Source organism: Pseudomonas lini, assembly GCF_001042905.1.
Taxonomy (GTDB): Bacteria; Pseudomonadota; Gammaproteobacteria; order Pseudomonadales; family Pseudomonadaceae; genus Aquipseudomonas; species Aquipseudomonas lini.
The window spans coordinates 535,586-553,299 of sequence record NZ_JYLB01000004.1; the positions used below are offsets into that span (position 1 = coordinate 535,586).

The window sequence follows — 17,714 nt, forward strand, 5'->3', positions numbered from 1 at the left end:
TCGCTCCTACGGATGTATAGGGGCGCTGATGCCACGTACATCCGTAGGAGCGAGGCTTGCCCGCGAAGCTTTCGACTCAGGTCGCCTCGTTCAGGTATTTGCCCACGGTCGCCACGTTGTCGAGCGAGTACTGCTTGCTCAGGTTGGCGATCATTTTGTTCAGGGCTTCGGTCACGTTGAGCTGATCGGTGGAGCTGTCAGTGTTCTGCTCGCGACCGGCTTGCAGGGCGGCTTTCAGTTCATCGCTGCTGACGCCGCCGCTGCTGTCGCTATCGAGCACCTTGAGCAATGCGGCGCTGGTGTCGGTGCTGGTCGACGAGGTGCTGTCGCTGGCCAGGGCGCTGCTCAGCTCGGTGGCTGTGACACTGCCGTCGCTGTCGGTATCGAGCTGGCTGAACAGCTCTTCGCTGGACACCTGCTGAGGTGGTGGTGGCGGTGGGGTCAGGCTGGCGACGAGTTCGTCCTGGCTGACGGTACCGTCTTCGTTCTTGTCCAGGGCCGAGAAGATTTCTGCGCTGTCGGCCGTGCTGCCGGCATTGGTCAGGCCGTTGCTCAGTTCATCGCTGCTGATGGCGCCGTCGCCGTCAGTGTCCAAAGCGCTGATCAGCGCATCGGCCAGTTCGGTGCTTGGCGCCTGATCGCGCGGTGGCGGTGGCGCAGGGGCCATCGCGGCCATTTCCTCGCTGCTCAGGCTGCCGCTTTCGTCGCTGTCCAGGTCGCTGAAGTTTTTGCTCAGGCTGACCAGCAGGCCGTCATCGGTTTTCTGCGACAGAGCGCTCGTGAGCTCGTCCTGATCCACTGCGCCATCGCTGTTGCTGTCGAGTTTGGCGAGCAGGTCTTTCTGGAATTGCTGGCTGCGGGCACTGTTGGTGGAGGTGCTGCTGGTGCTGGTATAGCTCGTGTAGTTACTGACACTACCGATCATTGTGCTCACTCCTTGGAATGGGAAACCGGTGGGTACACCGGCTTATGCAGCCTCAAGGGATAAGGTGTCGTGGGTATGTGGGGTTTGTACCGTCCGGTACACACAAGTATTGGTCAGGCTCAAATCCTGTGGGAGCGGGCTTGCCCTAATGCCAGTCAGTTAAGGGTAAATCGGACCTGTAGGAGCCAGGCTTGCCGGCGAAGGCGTCCTTAAGAGCGCCTTCGCCGGCAAGCCTGGCTCCTACGAAAAGCGGTTCATTCGCTTAACTGACCGGCATTAGGGCTTGCCCGCGATGAGGCCGGCACATTCAACATCGATGTTGGCTGTCAGACCGCTATCGCGGGCAAGCCCGCTCCCACAGGAGAGTCGTTGTGGCTTAGAGACGGGGTAGGCGGATGACCGCCGTCAGGCCTCCCCCGGAGGTCTCTTCCAGGCTCAACTGCCCACCCAGACGCTCCGCTGCTTCCCGGGCGATGGTCATGCCCAGACCGACGCCGCCGGAGTTGCGATTACGCGAACCTTCCAGGCGAAAGAACGGTTCGAACACCGCTTCACGTTTATCCGCCGCGATACCCGGGCCATGGTCGATGACCTTAATCACTAGTTCCTCGCGGCTGTCCTCAAGCGTGATCAGCGCGTCCCCGGCATAACGCAAGGCGTTGTCGAGCAGGTTATTGATGCATGAGCGCAAGGCCATCGGCTGAACCTGCAACGGCGCGCAATGGCCGCTGGCCTGGACATTGGAACCCTGGTCCTGGGCGTTTTCGCTCAGGGATTCCACCAACGCCTGCACATCCATCCATTGTGGCGCCTCGCTGGTGCGTTGTTCGTGCAGGTAGGTGAGGGTGGAATCGAGCATGCTGATCATGTCGTCCAGGTCCTGACGCATCTGGCCTTGCAGCTTGTCGTCGTCGATCTTCTCCAGCCGCAGCTTGAGTCGCGACAGCGGCGTGCGCAGGTCATGGGACACTGCGCCGAGCATCCGCGAGCGCTGCTGCACTTGTTGAAGAATGCGTTGCTGCATCAGATTGAACGTGTGCGCCGCTTGTCGCGCTTCCCGTGGCCCCGACTCATCCAGCGGTGGACTGTCGAGATTTTCACTCAGGCGCTCGGCGGCGTCGCTCAGGCGTTGAATCGGGCGGGTCAGCAGCTTGGCGCCGTACCAGGCGGCGATGATCAGCGAGACAAACTGAAAGGTCAGCGGCACCAGCGGCCCACCGAACCACGGCCGTGGCGGCCGGTTGCCGAAGCGCGGGTCCGGTGGTGGGCGTTGTCCGTCGAAGCGCTCGGAAAATTCCGACGGCGGAGGAGGGGGAGGCGGTGGCCCGTAATGCCTGAACCAGAGGAACGCCAACACGTGCGCCAGTACGATCGCCAGCAGCAGCACGCCAAACAGGCGGCCGAACAGCGTATCGAAGCGCGCACGCATCAACCGATGTCTCGTGCGTCGAACAGATAACCCTCGCCGCGAACGGTCTTGATCAGTTGTGGGGCTTTCGGGTCATCACCGAGTTTCTGGCGCAGACGCGAGACGAGCAAATCGATGCTGCGGTCAAAGGCTTCGATCGAGCGACCACGGGCGGCGTCCAGCAGTTGTTCGCGGCTGAGTACCCGGCGCGGACGTTCGATGAACACCCAGAGCAAACGGAACTCGGCGTTGGACAACGGCACCACCAGGCCATCGGCGGCGATTAACTGGCGCAGCACGCTGTTCAAGCGCCAGGTGTCGAAGCGAATATTCGCACGCTGTTCGGTGCGGTCGTCGCGCACCCGACGCAGAATCGTCTGGATTCGCGCGACCAGTTCCCGCGGTTCGAATGGCTTGGCCATGTAGTCGTCGGCGCCCAGTTCCAGGCCGATGATCCGGTCGGTGGGTTCGCAGCGGGCGGTGAGCATCAGGATCGGGATGTCCGATTCTGCGCGCAACCAGCGGCACAACGACAAGCCGTCTTCGCCGGGCAGCATCAGGTCGAGCACCACCACGTCGAAATGCTCGGCTTGCAGCGCCTGACGCATGGCGGCGCCATCGGTGACACCGCTGGCGTGGATATTGAACCGGGCCAGGTAGTCGATCATCAGTTCACGGATCGGGACGTCATCGTCGACGATCAGGGCGCGAATGCTCCAGCGTTTATCGTCGGCCGGCGCTTTTTGATCGTCGTTCAGAGGTGCTGGGGAGTTGTGCATGCGTGCGTTCATCTGCCAGATAGGCTGCCAACCACAAAGATAGGCTGCGAGGTTGTGGCTTCAGCATAGGCGTCCGGCCGTGAGGCGGGAAGTGCTGTAGGACCTGTTGCGGCTGCCGAGGGTAGCGTTGAAGGGTGTTGTGGGCGTGTCGTGTATGTACCGAACTCGACACAATTGCCGCAGCAGCTAGTCTTGTCTAAGCCGCGACGACGAATTACCGATCATCGGGTCCCGCAGCGGCGCTGGTTCCGCTACAATGCGCGCCGATTTCGACTTGCCTGAGAGCCCACTCATGTCCGCCTGCCAGACGCCTATCATCGTCGCCCTGGATTTCCCTACCCGTGACGCCGCACTGAAGCTGGCCGATCAATTGGACCCGAAGCTGTGCCGGGTCAAAGTCGGTAAAGAACTGTTCACCAGTTGCGCCTCGGAAATCGTCGGCACCCTGCGCGACAAAGGCTTCGAAGTGTTCCTGGACCTCAAGTTCCACGACATTCCGAACACCACCGCCATGGCCGTCAAGGCCGCCGCGGAAATGGGCGTGTGGATGGTCAATGTGCACTGCTCCGGCGGTCTGCGCATGATGGCCGCCTGCCGTGAAGTGCTCGATCAGCGCAGCGGCCCGAAACCGCTGTTGATCGGCGTGACCGTGCTGACCAGCATGGAACGTGAGGATCTGGCGGGTATCGGTCTGGACATCGAGCCACAGGAGCAGGTGCTGCGCCTGGCCGCGCTGGCGGAAAAAGCCGGGATGGACGGTCTGGTCTGCTCGGCCCTGGAAGCCCAGGCCTTGAAAGCCGCTCACCCGTCGTTGCAACTGGTGACCCCGGGGATTCGTCCGGCGGGCAGTGCCCAGGACGATCAACGCCGTATCCTTACCCCGCGTCAGGCGCTGGACGCCGGTTCCGACTATCTGGTGATTGGTCGTCCGATCAGCCAGGCGGCGGATCCGGCGAAGGCGTTGGCGGCTGTAGTGGCCGAACTCGCTTAAACAAACGCTTAAGATCAAATGTGGGAGCGGGCTTGCTCGCGAAGGCGGTATATCAGTCGACATCATCGTTGACTGACACACCGCTTTCGCGAGCAAGCCCGCTCCCACATTTGTTTGTGGTCGTTTCAGATATCGGGTTAAACCTTCAACACCAACTTCCCGAAATTCTCACCGCTGAACAACTTCATCAGCGTCTCCGGGAATGTTTCCAGCCCTTCGACAATATCTTCCTTGCTCTTGAGCTGCCCCTTGGCCATCCACCCGGCCATTTCCTGCCCGGCAGCGCCGAACTGCGCGGCGTAATCCATCACCACAAAGCCTTCCATCCGCGCGCGGTTGACCAGCAGCGACAGGTAGTTGGCCGGGCCTTTGACCGCTTCCTTGTTGTTGTACTGGCTGATGGCACCGCAAATCACCACCCGCGCCTTCATGTTCAGGCGGCTCAGCACGGCATCGAGAATATCGCCGCCGACGTTATCGAAATACACGTCGACGCCTTTCGGGCATTCGCGCTTGAGGCCGGCCTGCACGTCTTCGTTTTTGTAGTCGATGGCACCGTCAAAACCCAGTTCATCGATCAGGAACTTGCACTTGTCCGCACCGCCGGCAATGCCGATCACCCGGCAACCTTTGATCTTGGCAATCTGCCCGGCAATACTGCCCACCGCGCCAGCCGCGCCCGACAGCACCACGGTGTCGCCGGCTTTCGGCGCGCCAACATCGAGCAGGGCGAAGTAGGCGGTCATCCCGGTCATGCCCAGCGCGGATAAATAGCGCGGCAGCGGCGCCAGTTTCGGATCGACCTTGTAGAAACCACGCGGCTCGCCGAGAAAGTAATCCTGCACGCCGAGGGCGCCATTGACGTAGTCCCCCACGGCGAAACCCGGATTGTTTGAAGCGACGACTTTGCCTACGCCCAATGCACGCATGACTTCGCCAATGCCGACCGGAGGGATGTAGGACTTGCCCTCGTTCATCCAGCCACGCATGGCCGGGTCCAGGGACAGGTATTCATTCTTGACCAGGATCTGACCCGCCGCCGGTTCGCCGACCGGTACTTCTTGATAGGTGAACGTCTCACGGGTGGCCGCCCCCACGGGACGTTTGGCGAGCAGGAACTGACGATTGGTCTGGGTAGTCATGACAGGCACTCAAGATGAATGAAGTCTTGTTGATAGACCTTCATGGGCGATGCTGCAAGGTTGGCTGACGCTGCGAATGCACATCGATCCAGTGCAGTGATAGTCACGGCAGCGGTTCTATCACTGCAACTCATGGGTACCCAACCGACCTTCTGATAGTGCTGCCGTGACATACGCCCCTGTGACTAGACTGGGCACACGCGATCCCCTGCATTCCCTCTGAGGACATAACAATGAGCATGACGTTTTCTGGCCAGGTTGCCGTTGTGACAGGCGCGGCCAATGGTATTGGCCGCGCGACCGCTTTGGCATTCGCCGCCGAAGGTTTGAAAGTGGTGGTCGCCGATCTGGACGCGGCCGGTGGTGAAGGCACGGTGGCGCTGATTCGCACCGCGGGCGGTGAAGCGACTTTCGTGCGCTGCAACGTCACGCTGGAAGGCGATGTAAAAAATCTGATGGACGAGGTGGTGAATACCTACGGCCGTCTCGACTATGCCTTCAACAATGCCGGCATCGAAATCGAGAAAGGCAAACTGGCCGACGGTACGATCGATGAGTTCGACGCGATCATCGGCGTCAACGTCAAAGGCGTCTGGCTGTGCATGAAGTATCAGCTGCCGTTGCTGCTGGCCCAGGGCGGCGGCGCGATCGTCAACACCGCTTCGGTCGCCGGCCTGGGCGCTGCGCCGAAGATGAGCATCTACGCTGCCTCGAAACACGCGGTGATCGGCCTGACCAAATCGGCGGCCATCGAATACGCCAAGAAAAAGATTCGCGTGAATGCGGTGTGCCCGGCGGTGATCGACACTGACATGTTCCGTCGAGCCTATGAAGCGGACCCGAAGAAGGGCGAGTTCGCCAATGCCATGCACCCGGTCGGGCGTATTGGCAAAGTCGAAGAAATTGCCAGCGCGGTGCTCTATCTGTGCAGCGATGGCGCGGCATTCACCACCGGTCATTCGCTGGCGGTGGATGGTGGGGTTACGGCGTTTTAATGCTGCCGGCCGCGTAATGCGTGTCAAAGCGCAATCCATGTGGGAGCGGGCTTGCCCGCGATGAGGGCGTGTCAGTCGACATCAATGTTGTCTGATACACCGCTATCGCGGGCAAGCCCGCTCCCACAGGTTTTTTTATCGATCGGCTCCGGTTCCCTGAAGACGCCGGTCAATGTGTTTCAAATGATTAGATCTGAGGGTTTTGGCGGCGTTGTCGCACATCCCCTCGAGCGCTCCTGTGATTAACTGTTTCCCGCAAAACGGACAGGAGTTTGCTTGCTCATGGAGTTGAGAATCGATCGACAGGCATTGGTGCCTGTCGTGCAGCAAATCGTCGACGCATTGGCCGACTGGCTCCGTCGCGACGAGGTGTCGCCGGGGACGCGTTTGCCTTCCGTGCGGCAAATCGCACGGATAAATCTGCTCAGTCAATCCAGTGTCATCGAGGCCTGTGAACGGCTTGTGGCTCAAGGTGTACTGGCGACGCGCAACGGGGCGGGTTTCTTTGTCGCGGCAACGGTGCTGGCCGTTCAGGGGCAACGGGATCTTTCCTGGTCCGAAGGGGTTGAGCAGCAGAGCGGCCTGGTCGGTGAACTGAAACTGGGTTGCGGCGGATTACCCGAAAGCTGGCGCGAGACTGACGACCTGAGCTACGCCATACGCCAGGTCTGCCGCACCGACATGGCCGGGTTGTTCAATTACAGCACGCCGCTGGGTCTGCCTGCTTTGCGCCAGCAGATCCTCAAACGACTGAAACAGCTGTGTATCGAGGTGGATGAAAGCCGAATACTGACCACAGCGGGGGCCAGTCATGGGCTCGATCTGATTGTGCGTACCCTATTCAAACCGGGCGATTGCGTGGTGGTGGAGAGCCCCGGTTATTCGATGTTGTTTGATTTGCTCAGGCTGCATGGGGTCAGCATGATCGAGGTGCCACGAACCCCTCGCGGGCCAGATACCGATGCACTTGAGGCACTGTTGTTGAAGTACAAACCCCGTGGCTTGTTCATCAACAGCTTTTATCACAACCCCACAGGCAGCAGTTTGACCACGGGGGTGGCTCAGCAGGTCCTGCAACTGGCCAAAAACCATGGCGCGCTGGTGATCGAAGACGACGTCTATGCGGATTTTCACAGCGGTCCCGGCACACGCCTTGCGGCACTGGGCATCGATGACAACGTGATCTACGTCGGCAGCTACTCCAAAACCCTCAGCAGTTCGTTGCGGGTTGGCTTTGTAGTGGCCAGTACCGATGTAATTTCGCGACTGGCGCAGGTCAAGATGATCAGCAGCATGGGGGCTTCGCGGTTTAGCGAGTCGGTGCTGGCTTGTCTGTTGGCCAGTGGTGCCTATCGCAAATTGGTGCTGCGTCAGCGCCAGCGTTTAAGCATTGGCAGGGAAGCGGCCTTGCAGGTGCTCGAAGACGCGGAGTGGGAGGTTTTCGGCAAGCCGGCGGGTGGCCTGTTCATCTGGGCGCGATCGCGCAAGTCCGACTACGCTCAGGTGCGAACTCAGGCGCGGCGCTTCGGTGTTCTGCTGTCTTGCGCAACGGCGTTCAGTCCGACTGGTCAAGCTCACGACTGGCAGCGCATCAACGTCGCCTATGCCTGTGATCCTCGCGCTCGGGCGTTTTTTCAGGCCACCGCTCGGGATCGACCTCAAGCGTTCTGAAAACGACGCGGGCGTAGCTTTTTGCCATTATTCCGACGCCGGAGACTTGTGCTGGCACAAGCCCGTTGCGAATCTGCATCAACAGACAATGGCAGGGGACTAAGCGCAATGATTTCGGCCGTGCAAGGACGTTTTGCCAACCTCGGTATGGCGAAAAAACTGGGTGTCGGGTTTGTACTGGTGCTGCTGTTGACGGCCCTGGTGGCGGCCATTGGCGTATGGTCCCTGCAAACCATCAGTCAGCGCTTCGACGGGCTCAAGCAGATGTCGTCGCTCAACAGTGGTTTGCTCAAGGTTCGCCTGCTCGAGCAGGAATACGCCTTGCACGGTAATCCGAAAACCGCGGACGCCTTGCGCGCAGGGGTGGACGCTCTGATCGCTCTGGCGACCCAGCTCAAGGCCCAGTCAGCGGCCAACGTGCCGGTCATGAATGACGTCGAGCAATCTCTGGGGGCTTATCGCAAGGCTTTTGACGAGTTCGTCTCGCTGAGTCAGGCCAAGGACCTGGCGCTGGAAATGGCCAGTTGGTCGGTGTCCAGCGTGGCCAATAACCTGGACGTGCTGCAGGCCGGGCTCGCCGATGATGGTGCCTATACCTTGAAGGAATCCGCGGGCAAGGACGGCGCGCAGTTCATCGAGCAGGCCAATCAGGTCAGCCAGGTTTCGCGGCTGATGTTGCAGGCCATGAACGAAGCGCGCGTACGCCTGGACCAGAGCCGCAAGGGCGACGACAGCGGCGGGCAGGGCAAGATCGAGCAAGCCGATCAGGCACTGACCCAAGCCGAACAACTGAAAACCACGATCAAGGATGAGGGGTACCAGACCGTTCTCAATGAAGTGGCCGGTCACATCGCCGGTTTCAGTGAAAAACTCGCCGAGTACACCGGGTTATTGGCGCAGGAAAAGACCGTCTACGAGCAGCTCCACCAGCGCGCCGCTCAAGTGGTGGAGCGGGTGGATCAGGCCTACGTTGCCGAAGACCAGTCGATGCAGGCAGAGCTGAAAAAGAACTCGCTGTTGATCATCGGCTCCTCGGCATTGGCCTTGTTGGTGGGGCTGATTGCTGCGTGGGTGATCACCCGGTTGATCGTCGCGCCGTTGCGCAGTGTGATCCGTGTCGCTCAGCAGATCGCCGCGGGCGATTTGAGTGCAACGATTGAAGTGACCCGTCGTGACGAGATCGGCCAGTTGATGCAAGCCATGCAGCAAATGGGCGCAGGGCTCAGCAATATCGTCAGTGGTTTGCAGGCCGGTATCGAACAGCTGGCAAGCTCAGCGCAGTCGTTGTCGGCGGTGACCGAGCAGACCAACCTTGAAGTCAGCAGCCAGAAGGAAGAAACCGAGCAGGTCGCCACCGCGATGAATCAGATGACTGCCACGGTACACGACGTCGCACGTAACGCGGAGGAGGCCGCCCAGGCGGCGCAGACTGCCGATGGCAAGGTCGAAAGCGGTCAGCAGGTGGTGCGTCAGAGCATGGCGCGGATTGAACAGTTGGCGGATTCGGCCACCTCGGCCAGCTCCAGCATCGAGAGCCTCAGTGCGGAAATCCAGAACATTGGCACGGTGCTCAGCGTGATCAAAAGCGTCGCCGAGCAAACCAACCTGTTGGCGCTCAATGCGGCCATCGAGGCGGCGCGGGCCGGCGAGCAGGGCAGGGGCTTTGCGGTGGTGGCCGATGAAGTTCGGGCATTGGCCAAGCGAACCCAGCAATCGACCGAGGAAATCGAACGGCTGGTCAGTGCATTGCGCTCGGCGGCGCAGTCGTCGGTGCAGCAGATTCAGAGCAGCGGCGAGTTGGTGAAGCTGGCGGTGAGCGATGCGTTGCAGACAGAGAGCGCATTAGGGAGCATTGCGGCAGCGGTGTCGTTGATTCAGCAGATGAATCAGCAGATTGCAGCGGCTGCGGAAGAGCAGAGTTCAGTCGCCGAGGAAATCAATCGCAGTGTCACCAGTATCCGCGCCAGTGCGGATCAGTCGTCGCTGGCAATGCAGGGCAATGCGGCGTCGAGTATTGAGTTGGCGCAGTTGGGGGTTGAGTTGAAAGGGATGGTGGGGCACTTCAGGTTGTAGGAGAAAAGAGCAGAAGCAAGGATCGCAGGCTTCGCCAGCTCCTACAAAGGCGGGCGTACACCCCGTAGGAGCTGCCGCAGGCTGCGATCTTTTGATCTTGCGGCTGGACGCACTCACCCATCAATCCCAACGCAAAAAAAAGCCACCTGACCCGGTGGCTTTTCAGCATTTGCATGATCAGTCGTAGATCGCTTTTTTCTTCCAGTCGGCGTCAGCCTCGACGTCTTTGAGGCCTTCGGTCAGTTGGTTCACCTCGCCTTCAACCGGAGCGATCTTGTCCATGACCTGGGCGTTGGCGCGGGCCAGGAGTTTCTCCAGGTATTCCAGCTGTTCTGCGTAAACCTGCGGTTCCTGTTGTTTGCGCAGGTATTGCACACCGCGTTCAAAGGCGAGGCGGGCCTGGCCGGGCTGATTCTGTTGTAGAGCATGCTGGCCCAGGTTGTTGAAGAATTCGATGTGCAGCAGGACCAGGATGTGGCGGACCTCGCGGATCCAGCGCTTGGCTTCGTTGGGCGGCAGGAAACCATCCTGTGCGGCGCGGGTGATCTGGCCATGCAGGGCTTCGAGCAGGAAGCGCACGTCTTTGGCTTTGGCTTCGGTCTGGATCGGAGCCGGCGGGTTGTTGACCGGGATCGATTCACCTTGGGCGACCAAGGCATTCAGCTCGGTAATCCGTGCCTTTAATGTGGCACCGGTTTTTTCCAGGTTCAGCAGGCGCTGGCAGACGTTCAGTTCCAGACGGGTCAACAGCAGCTTGAGCGCCGGCGTCATCAATTGACCGGGGAAGGTCTCGGTGATTTCGCCACAGCGACGCAGGCGGTCGTTGAGTTCAACCTTGGTGCGAGCCTTTTCCAGCTTGTTGTTTTCCACCACATGGTTCATGTAGCCAATGGCGATCAATAGTGCGATCCCGGCTACGACTAGCAGGGTGATCATGAGTGGTGTCACCGGTAAGACCTCTTTATGGGGTTCGCGTGCGAGTCGAGTGTAGTGGCTTGGCATTTGGGCGCATAGGGCCGCTCGACGAGTTGAATCGGCTACTGCTCTGCTTGTATCGGCCGTATTGCTGCATATATAAGTAAATAGCGTGCGAGGTGCACATTGCCATCATCTCGGCGCGGACTATAGCGTCTTGATGGATGCCAGAATACAGGCGCCCAGGGTCAGGCGACGGAAAAGCCTGAATCGCTGCTGAAAGCAGGGCGAAGTCATTGATTTAAATAAATTTATATCTGGGGGTTGACGACCCCTCAATCCATCCATAGAATGCGCGCCACTTACAGCGTAAAGCACACAGCGAAACGCGGTAGGGAGTGAATGTTGTACGTGTGTCCCCTTCGTCTAGTGGCCTAGGACACCGCCCTTTCACGGCGGTAACAGGGGTTCGAGTCCCCTAGGGGACGCCAATGCGGGAATAGCTCAGTTGGTAGAGCACGACCTTGCCAAGGTCGGGGTCGCGAGTTCGAGTCTCGTTTCCCGCTCCAGTTTTAAACGGCTTTGCTTTCGGGCAGGGCTGAGTGAAACCAGAACCAAATCTTCGGATGCGGATCTGGGCACCGAAACACACACCATGTGTTCCGGGCAGCGTGTCCCCTTCGTCTAGTGGCCTAGGACACCGCCCTTTCACGGCGGTAACAGGGGTTCGAGTCCCCTAGGGGACGCCATTTGCGGGAATAGCTCAGTTGGTAGAGCACGACCTTGCCAAGGTCGGGGTCGCGAGTTCGAGTCTCGTTTCCCGCTCCAAATTCAAAAAAAACGCCGCTCATTGAGCGGCGTTTTTTTATGCGCGTGAAAAAAAGCCGGCTCAACTCCCGAGGCTCTGCACCAGACTCTCGAGCACTTCTGCGGTTGTATCCTCCAGCGCCGGTTGTGCTGCTACGGCTCTAAGTTGGCAGGTCAAACGGTATTCGCTGGGCGTGCAGTTGACGAACTGCTTGAAGGCGCGAGCGAAGTAGGACGGGTCCTTGAAGCCGGCCTCATAGCCGATGCTGGTAATAGGCATCTGGCTATTGTCGAGCAGTTGCTTGGCGAAGCTCATGCGCTTGTTCAGGATGTAATCCGTGAAGCCAACGCCATTGGCTTCCTTGAACAGGCGGCTGAAGCGAAAGGTCGTCATACCGCAGCGCTTCGCCAAATCTCTCTGATCGATGCTGTCCCGAAAGTGCTGATCGATGTACAGCATCACGTTGCTCAGTGCCTGGTGTTTTTGGTGCCCCGAGGTCAGCCGGATGCTGTCCGGCAGGGTCGGGGAGTGATCGATCAGTGATGTCTGGCCCTGGCCGTTGGTATTTCGGCGCAACTCGCACAGCTGCACCACCGCTGTCAGATAGCGCTTCTTCTCTGCGGTCGAGAGCGGGAGGACCATGTATTCCCAGACACTGGAACGCATGGCCCAGACAGCCAGTTCTTCCGAGTGCTGCACGGTGAACATGGTGATCGGGATGGTGGGGGTGGTGCGTTTGATCTCTAGCAACAGCCTCAAGCCAGGGGTGTCGGGACGATCGAAATGGATGCAGATCATGTCTGCCTGTTCCCCGTGGGGCAACACGGAGTTTTTCGTCAATTTGCAGTCGCAGGTACCCTCGAACTGCGCGATGAGTTCCTTCGTGGAACGATCGTGAGTCAGATCGAACCACAGTAGCACTGGCCTTCTGGTCAAATTGGACGTCATGTCTCTACTCTGGGGTTCTTAGCGCCGCTCTTCGCTGAGTAGTATTGCTAACGTGCTATCACTTTGCAGACTAAATACTGATAAGAAAGACGAAAGTTAGCTCTATTCGCTCTATATGTTTCCTGAAGCCGGTCTAGGGCACTGTTTGTTGACGTGGCTTGGAACACCCGGTATCAACCGCTCGTCGCTTGTGAATCAATGCCAATCACCTTTGCCTGCCATCCCTCGTTTTGCCCCCTCTTGATACGTCTTCAAAAGCCAATGACCCGTATTTGGCACCCCCGCAAAAAAGTCCTAGTGATGTGCAAAATCTTCCTAACGCCCATGCCTTGCCACTGACTAGTGTTGCATCCAGGCAGAGCAGAACGCACTGCCTTCCGAAAAAACAACATTCGAGTGAGGTGGGCAAAATGATCATGCAAACAATCAAGGCTTCGGTAGTGAAGTTCGCCAAAGACGAAGACGGCCTGACCATTGTGGAGTACGCGGTGGCCGGTGGGCTGATTACGGTGGCCGTTGCCACAATGTTCGGTCTTTTGGGCACCGCCGTGAACGTCAGAATCACCGCGCTTTGCGCGGCGGTCAAAGGTGCTGCCTGCTGACAGGGCAACTCACGGAGGGGGGGGATGCGGCGACATCCATGGAGCAACTCAATGGACTTCGCACGGTCCCCACCAATGTACTTTCTGAGCTGTATCACCGCTGAAGTGAGGTACCCAAAATGAATCTGCAAACAATCACAACTTCGATAAACAAGTTCGCCAAAGATGAAGATGGCTTGACCATTGTGGAGTACGCGGTGGCCGGTGGGTTAGTGACAGTCGCTGTTGCCGCCATGTTCGTTCTTCTGGGCGGCGAAGTGAACACCAGGATCACAGCGCTGTGCGCCGCGGTCAAAGGTGCGGCCTGCTAACGATAGTCCCGGTAGGGGAGACGCGCCATGTCCATGGAATTGCTGGTGTCGACAGTTGTACTGCTAGGACTGCTGGGCGTCGCGGTGGTGAGCGATCTGCTTCGCCACCGTATTCCCAACATGCTGGTCCTGTTGGGGCTTGCCCTGGGATTGGTCAGTCAGACTTATTCAGGTGGTGTCAGCGGATTGAGTGACAGTCTGCTAGGTATGCTGATCTGTTTTGCGTTTTTTCTGCCCATGTACGCCTTTGGTGGCATGGCCGCCGGCGACGTCAAGTTAATGGCCATGGTCGGCAGTTTTTTACCGGTTCATTACGCGTTGTGGGCTGCAATGTTCAGCCTGATTGCCGGCGGCGTATGCGGTTTCCTGATTGTGCTGTTCCGCGGTCAATTACTTCAAACCCTGGGCCGCTATCGGCTGATGCTGAGGGCGCAGTCCTATCTGGCGCCTGCTTCGGATGAAGTAGCCGGTAAACCTTTTCCTTATTCGATCGCCATTCTGATCGGCACTTTAAACAGCGTCTACTGGCAACTCGTTGCTGGTGGAATGGGAGCTTAGTCATGCACGTCATCGTCGATAGTGATGCCTACCCCAGCGATCGGGAAGCGGTGCAACGACTGGCGCCTCAGCCATGCACAATCCGCGAGACCGGTCTGACAGACAGTTTTCTCGGTGAGTTGGTGTGCAAGCATCTGCATGACGCCGGCGTACTCGACATGCCGCGGCTGGTGGAACGCCTGGCGCTGACCGGCGCCGTGCTAGAAGAGGTCCTGGCGTTTCTGCGCAAGGACGGCCGTGTCGAAGTGCTTGGCCAGATGGGGCAAGCCAGTGGGCAGATGCTGCGTTATGGCCTGACCGAACGCGGTCGCAGTGCCGCCCGCGATGCCCTGTCACGCAGTGGCTACATCGGCGCGGCACCTTTCCCGGTGAGTACTTACCGTTCCCTGATCAAACTCCAGACCATTCACCATGGTCGCATCAACGCCAACGATATGCGCAACGCCCTTGCTGGTGTGGTGCTGACCGAAGGGATGCTTGATCAGTTGGGCGTGGCGCTGAACTCCGGGCGCGCAATCATGATTTATGGCCCCGCGGGTACCGGCAAGACGTATGTCAGCAGTCGGCTGATTCGTCTGTTCGCCGAGGCCATTTGGGTGCCTCATGCCATTGTCATCAACGAGTCGGTGATCGAGATCTATGACCCGCAGGTGCATCAGCGCCTGGATGATAACGGTCAACAGAACACTCTGATGCTCAACGAAGGGATCGACCGTCGACTGCTGTGCTGCAAACGCCCGATCGTCATTACGGGCGGTGAGTTGAGCATGGAGCAGCTGGACGTTCGCTATGACCCCTACACCCGTCAGTACCAGGCCGCCTTGCAGCTCAAGGCCAGCAATGGCCTGTTCATCATCGACGACATGGGACGCCAGCGCATGGCACCTGCCGAGCTGTTGAATCGCTGGATCGTACCGATGGAAGAGAAGCGCGATTTCATAAATCTGGGCGGTGGTCGACATTGCGAGCTGCCGTTCGATCTGATCCTGGTGTTTTCCACCAACCTCAATCCTCTGGAATTGGCCGATGAGGCCTTCCTTCGCCGGATTGGCTACAAGCTGCAATTCGGTTACCTGAAGCCTGAGGAGTACGAAAAGATCTGGCGTCAGGAAAGCGAGCGTCTGGGCATTCCTTTCGACCCGCTGCTGCTGCGTTATGTACTGCAAAGGCTTTATGCAAGTGAAGGCATGCCCCTGGTGCCTTGCCATCCCCGCGATCTCCTGAACATGGCACTCGACCGTCAGCGTTACCTGGGCGGTTCCGGGGCTCTGTCGCCACAGGAACTGGAATGGGCCTGGCACAACTACTTCGTCCAGCTCGACTTTCTTTGATACGGAGATACTGACATGAGCTCTCGTACTCTTACCCTGGTAGGCGTTTCCCTGGTCATGGGCCTTGGTGCTGCATGGATGGCCGACTCCTGGCTGAGCGCCCGGCTCAATGCCAGCCCGGATGACCACCTTCGAAGCGTGGTGGTCGCCACGGTAGAGATTCCATTCGGGCAGATGGTCGAGGCCCAACAGGTCACGACCATGCGCATGCCCATGGATACGATTCCGGACGATGCCTTCGACTCCACCGACAAAGCAGTAGGCAAGATCGCAACGTTTGACATTCTGAAGGGCGACATCATGCGCGGCGCACGCCTGAGCGAGCACTTGGGTGGCAGCACCCTGGCCTCTCTGATTGCGACCGACAAACGTGCCATATCGGTCCGCGTGGACGATGTGGTCGGCGTGGGCGGGTTCCTCCTGCCAGGCAACCGGGTTGATGTGCTGGCGACCAAAACCACCAGTGCCGGCAGTAACAGTGCCGTGTCCAGGACCATCCTCGAGAACTTGCGGGTGTTGGCGGTGGACCAGACGGCAGGTACCGACAAGACCCAACCGGTGGTAGTGCGTGCAGTGACACTGGAGATGACGACCGCAGAGGCTGAAACCCTGGTCACGGCGCAAACGGAAGGGAAATTGCAACTGACCCTGCGCAACCCGCTGAACTCCGAGAAAAAAATCGCGGCCGTTGCACCTGTTGCGCCTGCCGCACCCGTCATGGCTGTGGCCACCGCCACGGTGCCAAAACGCGTGGTGCAGCGCAGCAGCGGCGAGAGTGGTGGGGCTATCACCATCATTCGCGGGATCGAAACCAAGGTAGTCAACATTCGCTGACAGGGCGCAACAGGTCCTGGACAACAGGTCTTGGCGGAGCCGATCCGGATCAGCATCGGCAAATGAGGGCTTGATGATGAATCTTCGTATTCAGCAGCCGTTCACTGCGACGCCAAGGCGCCAGGAAGGAGCGGTGAGTGTATTGATGGTGTTCGCGTTGGCGGCGATTGGGATGATGGCGGCGTTGGCCCTGGACGGCGGGCACATGTTGCTGAACAAAACGCGCCTGCAGAATGCGGTGGACGCCGCCGCCCTGAGTGGTGCCAAAACATTGAGTCAGGTGACGGGAGGGCTCAATTTCGCCAGTGCAACTCGGACCGCAGCGCTGTTTACGCTGCAGGCAAACGCCAGCGCTGCAGGCAACAACGAATTGGCCACGGCGGTCGCCGGCAACCCAGGCGCTTTTGCGACGGTGGAACTGTCCAGCAGCGTCTATGGCCCGTTCTCCTATCCCGGGCCGACGGATGCCAAATACGTTCGGGTATCGGTATCGAACTACAGCCTGATCGGTTTTTTCTGGAACTTCGCCCAGACAGTCGGCTCCAGCGGACTGGGGGGCAAAGCGGTAGCGGCGATCGCCACCGCTGGACCCAGCCCCACCAGTCCATGTGATCTCGCTCCGTTGATGATCTGTGGCGACGCGAGTCAATACGACCCGGACGCAGGCATGTTCTGGGGCTTTCAATTTGGTGATTTACAAGTATTGAAGACGGGTGCCGGCAATTCGTCTCCCATTGGCCCAGGCAACTTTCAGTTGCTCGATTTTGGTTCGGGCGGCAGTTCGGTCAGAGAAGACCTGGCCGGAGGCGGCTCTGTCTGCCGCAATGTGGGGGAAAATGTCCAGACCTCACCCGGCAACATGGTCGGCCCTGCGTCTCAAGGCTTGAATACGCGCTTTGGCATCTACAACGGCCCAGTCAGTGCCTCGAACTATCCGCCAGACCTGGTGACGTCATCGAGCAATCCCGCAATCACCTACAACGACTCGGTCACCCCCGCGCAGGCGTTTTACCAGGGGCAACCCGTCACCTCCAGCAGCGGCAATCTCACCGCGGGCAGCAACGCGATACAGGATTACAACGACTGGAAGGCGAGCGTGGCCGCGTGTGTGGCGGGAGCCGGCAGTGGCTGCCAGAGCAACGGGGTATTCGAGCGCCGGATGCTGAAAGTCGTTGTTGGCAATTGCACCGGCAAACAGGGCGGTTCAACCACGATCCCCGTCCTGGGTTTTGGTTGCTATTTCATTGTGCAGCCAATGAATAGCGGCGGCACGGAGGCACAGATCTTCGGTCAGTTTGTGCGGGAGTGCGAAGGCGACAACGTGCCCAGCCCTTCGCCGGCAGACGATTCCGGCCCGCAGATCATCCAGCTCTACAAAACCTATCTCGGCATCGGCATTCCGAGCACTGACTCGTAGGAGGCG

General features: G+C 59.2%; 16 protein-coding genes, 4 tRNA genes and 1 pseudogene. 15 read left to right on the forward strand and 6 right to left on the reverse strand.

What is annotated here, in order from left to right; translation table 11 throughout:
* Window positions 1–76 precede the first annotated feature (76 nt).
* From xopAW to TU81_RS14540, 3 genes are all read right to left on the reverse strand, one after another.
* Complete coding sequence (xopAW, locus tag TU81_RS14530) at window positions 77–925, reverse strand: EF-hand domain-containing protein (RefSeq protein WP_048395747.1); 849 nt, start codon at window positions 923–925, stop codon at window positions 77–79.
* A 376-nt stretch (window positions 926–1,301) separates the two neighbouring features.
* A complete protein-coding gene (locus TU81_RS14535) occupies window positions 1,302–2,354 on the reverse strand; it encodes a sensor histidine kinase (RefSeq protein ID WP_048395749.1) in 1,053 nt (350 codons plus the stop codon).
* Window positions 2,354–3,112, reverse strand: a complete 759-nt coding sequence (locus TU81_RS14540; RefSeq protein ID WP_038982042.1) for a response regulator — start codon at window positions 3,110–3,112, stop codon at window positions 2,354–2,356. The genes TU81_RS14535 and TU81_RS14540 overlap by 1 nt, the downstream gene beginning before the upstream one ends.
* A 292-nt stretch (window positions 3,113–3,404) precedes the next feature.
* Here TU81_RS14540 and pyrF point away from each other — a divergent pair, with 292 nt between their 5' ends.
* A complete protein-coding gene (gene pyrF, locus TU81_RS14545; protein WP_007931610.1) occupies window positions 3,405–4,103 on the forward strand; it encodes an orotidine-5'-phosphate decarboxylase in 699 nt (232 codons plus the stop codon).
* Between the two features lie 137 nt (window positions 4,104–4,240).
* On the opposite strand, the gene TU81_RS14550 is transcribed toward pyrF, so the two are convergent.
* Window positions 4,241–5,245 (reverse strand): NADP-dependent oxidoreductase, encoded by a 1,005-nt coding sequence (locus tag TU81_RS14550; protein WP_038982044.1) that lies wholly within the window; start codon window positions 5,243–5,245, stop codon window positions 4,241–4,243.
* A 233-nt stretch (window positions 5,246–5,478) separates the two neighbouring features.
* Here TU81_RS14550 and TU81_RS14555 point away from each other — a divergent pair, with 233 nt between their 5' ends.
* From TU81_RS14555 to TU81_RS31135, 4 genes and pseudogenes are all read left to right on the forward strand, one after another.
* On the forward strand, window positions 5,479–6,240 hold the full coding sequence (locus TU81_RS14555; RefSeq protein WP_048395753.1) for an SDR family oxidoreductase: 762 nt from the start codon (window positions 5,479–5,481) through the stop codon (window positions 6,238–6,240).
* Window positions 6,241–6,522: 282 nt separating this feature from the next.
* Entirely contained in the window at window positions 6,523–7,911 is a 1,389-nt protein-coding gene (locus TU81_RS14560) for an aminotransferase-like domain-containing protein (protein ID WP_048395755.1), read from the forward strand.
* 987 nt (window positions 7,912–8,898) lie between these two features.
* Window positions 8,899–9,123: pseudogene (locus TU81_RS31130) on the forward strand (HAMP domain-containing protein); the annotation flags it as partial.
* Window positions 9,121–9,984 carry a methyl-accepting chemotaxis protein gene (locus tag TU81_RS31135; RefSeq protein ID WP_390176091.1) on the forward strand — a complete coding sequence of 288 codons (864 nt, stop codon included), beginning with the start codon at window positions 9,121–9,123 and terminating at the stop codon, window positions 9,982–9,984. The pseudogene TU81_RS31130 and the gene TU81_RS31135, both read left to right, overlap by 3 nt.
* Window positions 9,985–10,161: 177 nt before the next feature.
* On the opposite strand, the gene TU81_RS14570 is transcribed toward TU81_RS31135, so the two are convergent.
* A complete protein-coding gene (locus tag TU81_RS14570; protein ID WP_038982048.1) occupies window positions 10,162–10,920 on the reverse strand; it encodes a hypothetical protein in 759 nt (252 codons plus the stop codon).
* A 394-nt stretch (window positions 10,921–11,314) separates the two neighbouring features.
* On the opposite strand from TU81_RS14570, the gene TU81_RS14575 reads away from it, so the two are divergent.
* The 4 genes from TU81_RS14575 to TU81_RS14590 all read left to right on the forward strand — a co-directional run bounded on the left by TU81_RS14575 (window position 11,315) and on the right by TU81_RS14590 (window position 11,727).
* Window positions 11,315–11,390, forward strand: a tRNA-Glu gene (locus TU81_RS14575).
* 2 nt (window positions 11,391–11,392) lie between these two features.
* Window positions 11,393–11,468, forward strand: a tRNA-Gly gene (locus tag TU81_RS14580).
* Window positions 11,469–11,572: 104 nt separating this feature from the next.
* A tRNA-Glu gene (locus TU81_RS14585) sits at window positions 11,573–11,648 on the forward strand.
* A gap of 3 nt (window positions 11,649–11,651) precedes the next feature.
* Window positions 11,652–11,727 (forward strand) — tRNA-Gly (locus TU81_RS14590).
* 61 nt (window positions 11,728–11,788) lie between these two features.
* Here the strand turns inward: TU81_RS14590 and TU81_RS14595 are convergent.
* Window positions 11,789–12,655, reverse strand: coding sequence for an AraC family transcriptional regulator (locus tag TU81_RS14595; protein WP_048395757.1), 867 nt, complete (start codon window positions 12,653–12,655; stop codon window positions 11,789–11,791).
* A 410-nt stretch (window positions 12,656–13,065) separates the two neighbouring features.
* Here TU81_RS14595 and TU81_RS14600 point away from each other — a divergent pair, with 410 nt between their 5' ends.
* The 6 genes from TU81_RS14600 (at window position 13,066) to TU81_RS14625 (ending at window position 17,708) form a co-directional block, all read left to right on the forward strand.
* The gene (locus TU81_RS14600; RefSeq protein WP_048395758.1) at window positions 13,066–13,257 is read left to right on the forward strand and encodes a Flp family type IVb pilin; all 192 of its coding nucleotides are present in this window, start codon (window positions 13,066–13,068) and stop codon (window positions 13,255–13,257) included.
* Window positions 13,258–13,376: 119 nt separating this feature from the next.
* A complete protein-coding gene (locus tag TU81_RS14605; protein WP_048395760.1) occupies window positions 13,377–13,568 on the forward strand; it encodes a Flp family type IVb pilin in 192 nt (63 codons plus the stop codon).
* 27 nt (window positions 13,569–13,595) lie between these two features.
* Window positions 13,596–14,126 carry an A24 family peptidase gene (locus TU81_RS14610; RefSeq protein WP_048395762.1) on the forward strand — a complete coding sequence of 177 codons (531 nt, stop codon included), beginning with the start codon at window positions 13,596–13,598 and terminating at the stop codon, window positions 14,124–14,126.
* 2 nt (window positions 14,127–14,128) lie between these two features.
* On the forward strand, window positions 14,129–15,457 hold the full coding sequence (locus tag TU81_RS14615; protein ID WP_048395763.1) for a P-loop NTPase family protein: 1,329 nt from the start codon (window positions 14,129–14,131) through the stop codon (window positions 15,455–15,457).
* 15 nt (window positions 15,458–15,472) lie between these two features.
* Window positions 15,473–16,291: a Flp pilus assembly protein CpaB gene (cpaB, locus tag TU81_RS14620; protein ID WP_048395765.1), complete on the forward strand. Its 819-nt coding sequence runs from the start codon at window positions 15,473–15,475 to the stop codon at window positions 16,289–16,291.
* Between the two features lie 73 nt (window positions 16,292–16,364).
* On the forward strand, window positions 16,365–17,708 hold the full coding sequence (locus tag TU81_RS14625; protein ID WP_048395767.1) for a TadE/TadG family type IV pilus assembly protein: 1,344 nt from the start codon (window positions 16,365–16,367) through the stop codon (window positions 17,706–17,708).
* The last annotated feature ends 6 nt before the right edge of the window (window positions 17,709–17,714 follow it).

What these genes read in the sequence shown, in the direction of transcription:
- xopAW (WP_048395747.1), bottom strand. Translation starts at nt 925, where the DNA reads ATGATCGGTAGTGTCAGTAACTACACGAGCTATACCAGCACCAGCAGC.
- TU81_RS14535 (WP_048395749.1), bottom strand. Translation starts at nt 2,354, where the DNA reads ATGCGTGCGCGCTTCGATACGCTGTTCGGCCGCCTGTTTGGCGTGCTG.
- TU81_RS14540 (WP_038982042.1), bottom strand. Translation starts at nt 3,112, where the DNA reads ATGCACAACTCCCCAGCACCTCTGAACGACGATCAAAAAGCGCCGGCC.
- pyrF (WP_007931610.1), top strand. Translation starts at nt 3,405, where the DNA reads ATGTCCGCCTGCCAGACGCCTATCATCGTCGCCCTGGATTTCCCTACC.
- TU81_RS14550 (WP_038982044.1), bottom strand. Translation starts at nt 5,245, where the DNA reads ATGACTACCCAGACCAATCGTCAGTTCCTGCTCGCCAAACGTCCCGTG.
- TU81_RS14555 (WP_048395753.1), top strand. Translation starts at nt 5,479, where the DNA reads ATGAGCATGACGTTTTCTGGCCAGGTTGCCGTTGTGACAGGCGCGGCC.
- TU81_RS14560 (WP_048395755.1), top strand. Translation starts at nt 6,523, where the DNA reads ATGGAGTTGAGAATCGATCGACAGGCATTGGTGCCTGTCGTGCAGCAA.
- TU81_RS31135 (WP_390176091.1), top strand. Translation starts at nt 9,121, where the DNA reads ATGGGCGCAGGGCTCAGCAATATCGTCAGTGGTTTGCAGGCCGGTATC.
- TU81_RS14570 (WP_038982048.1), bottom strand. Translation starts at nt 10,920, where the DNA reads ATGATCACCCTGCTAGTCGTAGCCGGGATCGCACTATTGATCGCCATT.
- TU81_RS14595 (WP_048395757.1), bottom strand. Translation starts at nt 12,655, where the DNA reads ATGACGTCCAATTTGACCAGAAGGCCAGTGCTACTGTGGTTCGATCTG.
- TU81_RS14600 (WP_048395758.1), top strand. Translation starts at nt 13,066, where the DNA reads ATGATCATGCAAACAATCAAGGCTTCGGTAGTGAAGTTCGCCAAAGAC.
- TU81_RS14605 (WP_048395760.1), top strand. Translation starts at nt 13,377, where the DNA reads ATGAATCTGCAAACAATCACAACTTCGATAAACAAGTTCGCCAAAGAT.
- TU81_RS14610 (WP_048395762.1), top strand. Translation starts at nt 13,596, where the DNA reads ATGTCCATGGAATTGCTGGTGTCGACAGTTGTACTGCTAGGACTGCTG.
- TU81_RS14615 (WP_048395763.1), top strand. Translation starts at nt 14,129, where the DNA reads ATGCACGTCATCGTCGATAGTGATGCCTACCCCAGCGATCGGGAAGCG.
- cpaB (WP_048395765.1), top strand. Translation starts at nt 15,473, where the DNA reads ATGAGCTCTCGTACTCTTACCCTGGTAGGCGTTTCCCTGGTCATGGGC.
- TU81_RS14625 (WP_048395767.1), top strand. Translation starts at nt 16,365, where the DNA reads ATGATGAATCTTCGTATTCAGCAGCCGTTCACTGCGACGCCAAGGCGC.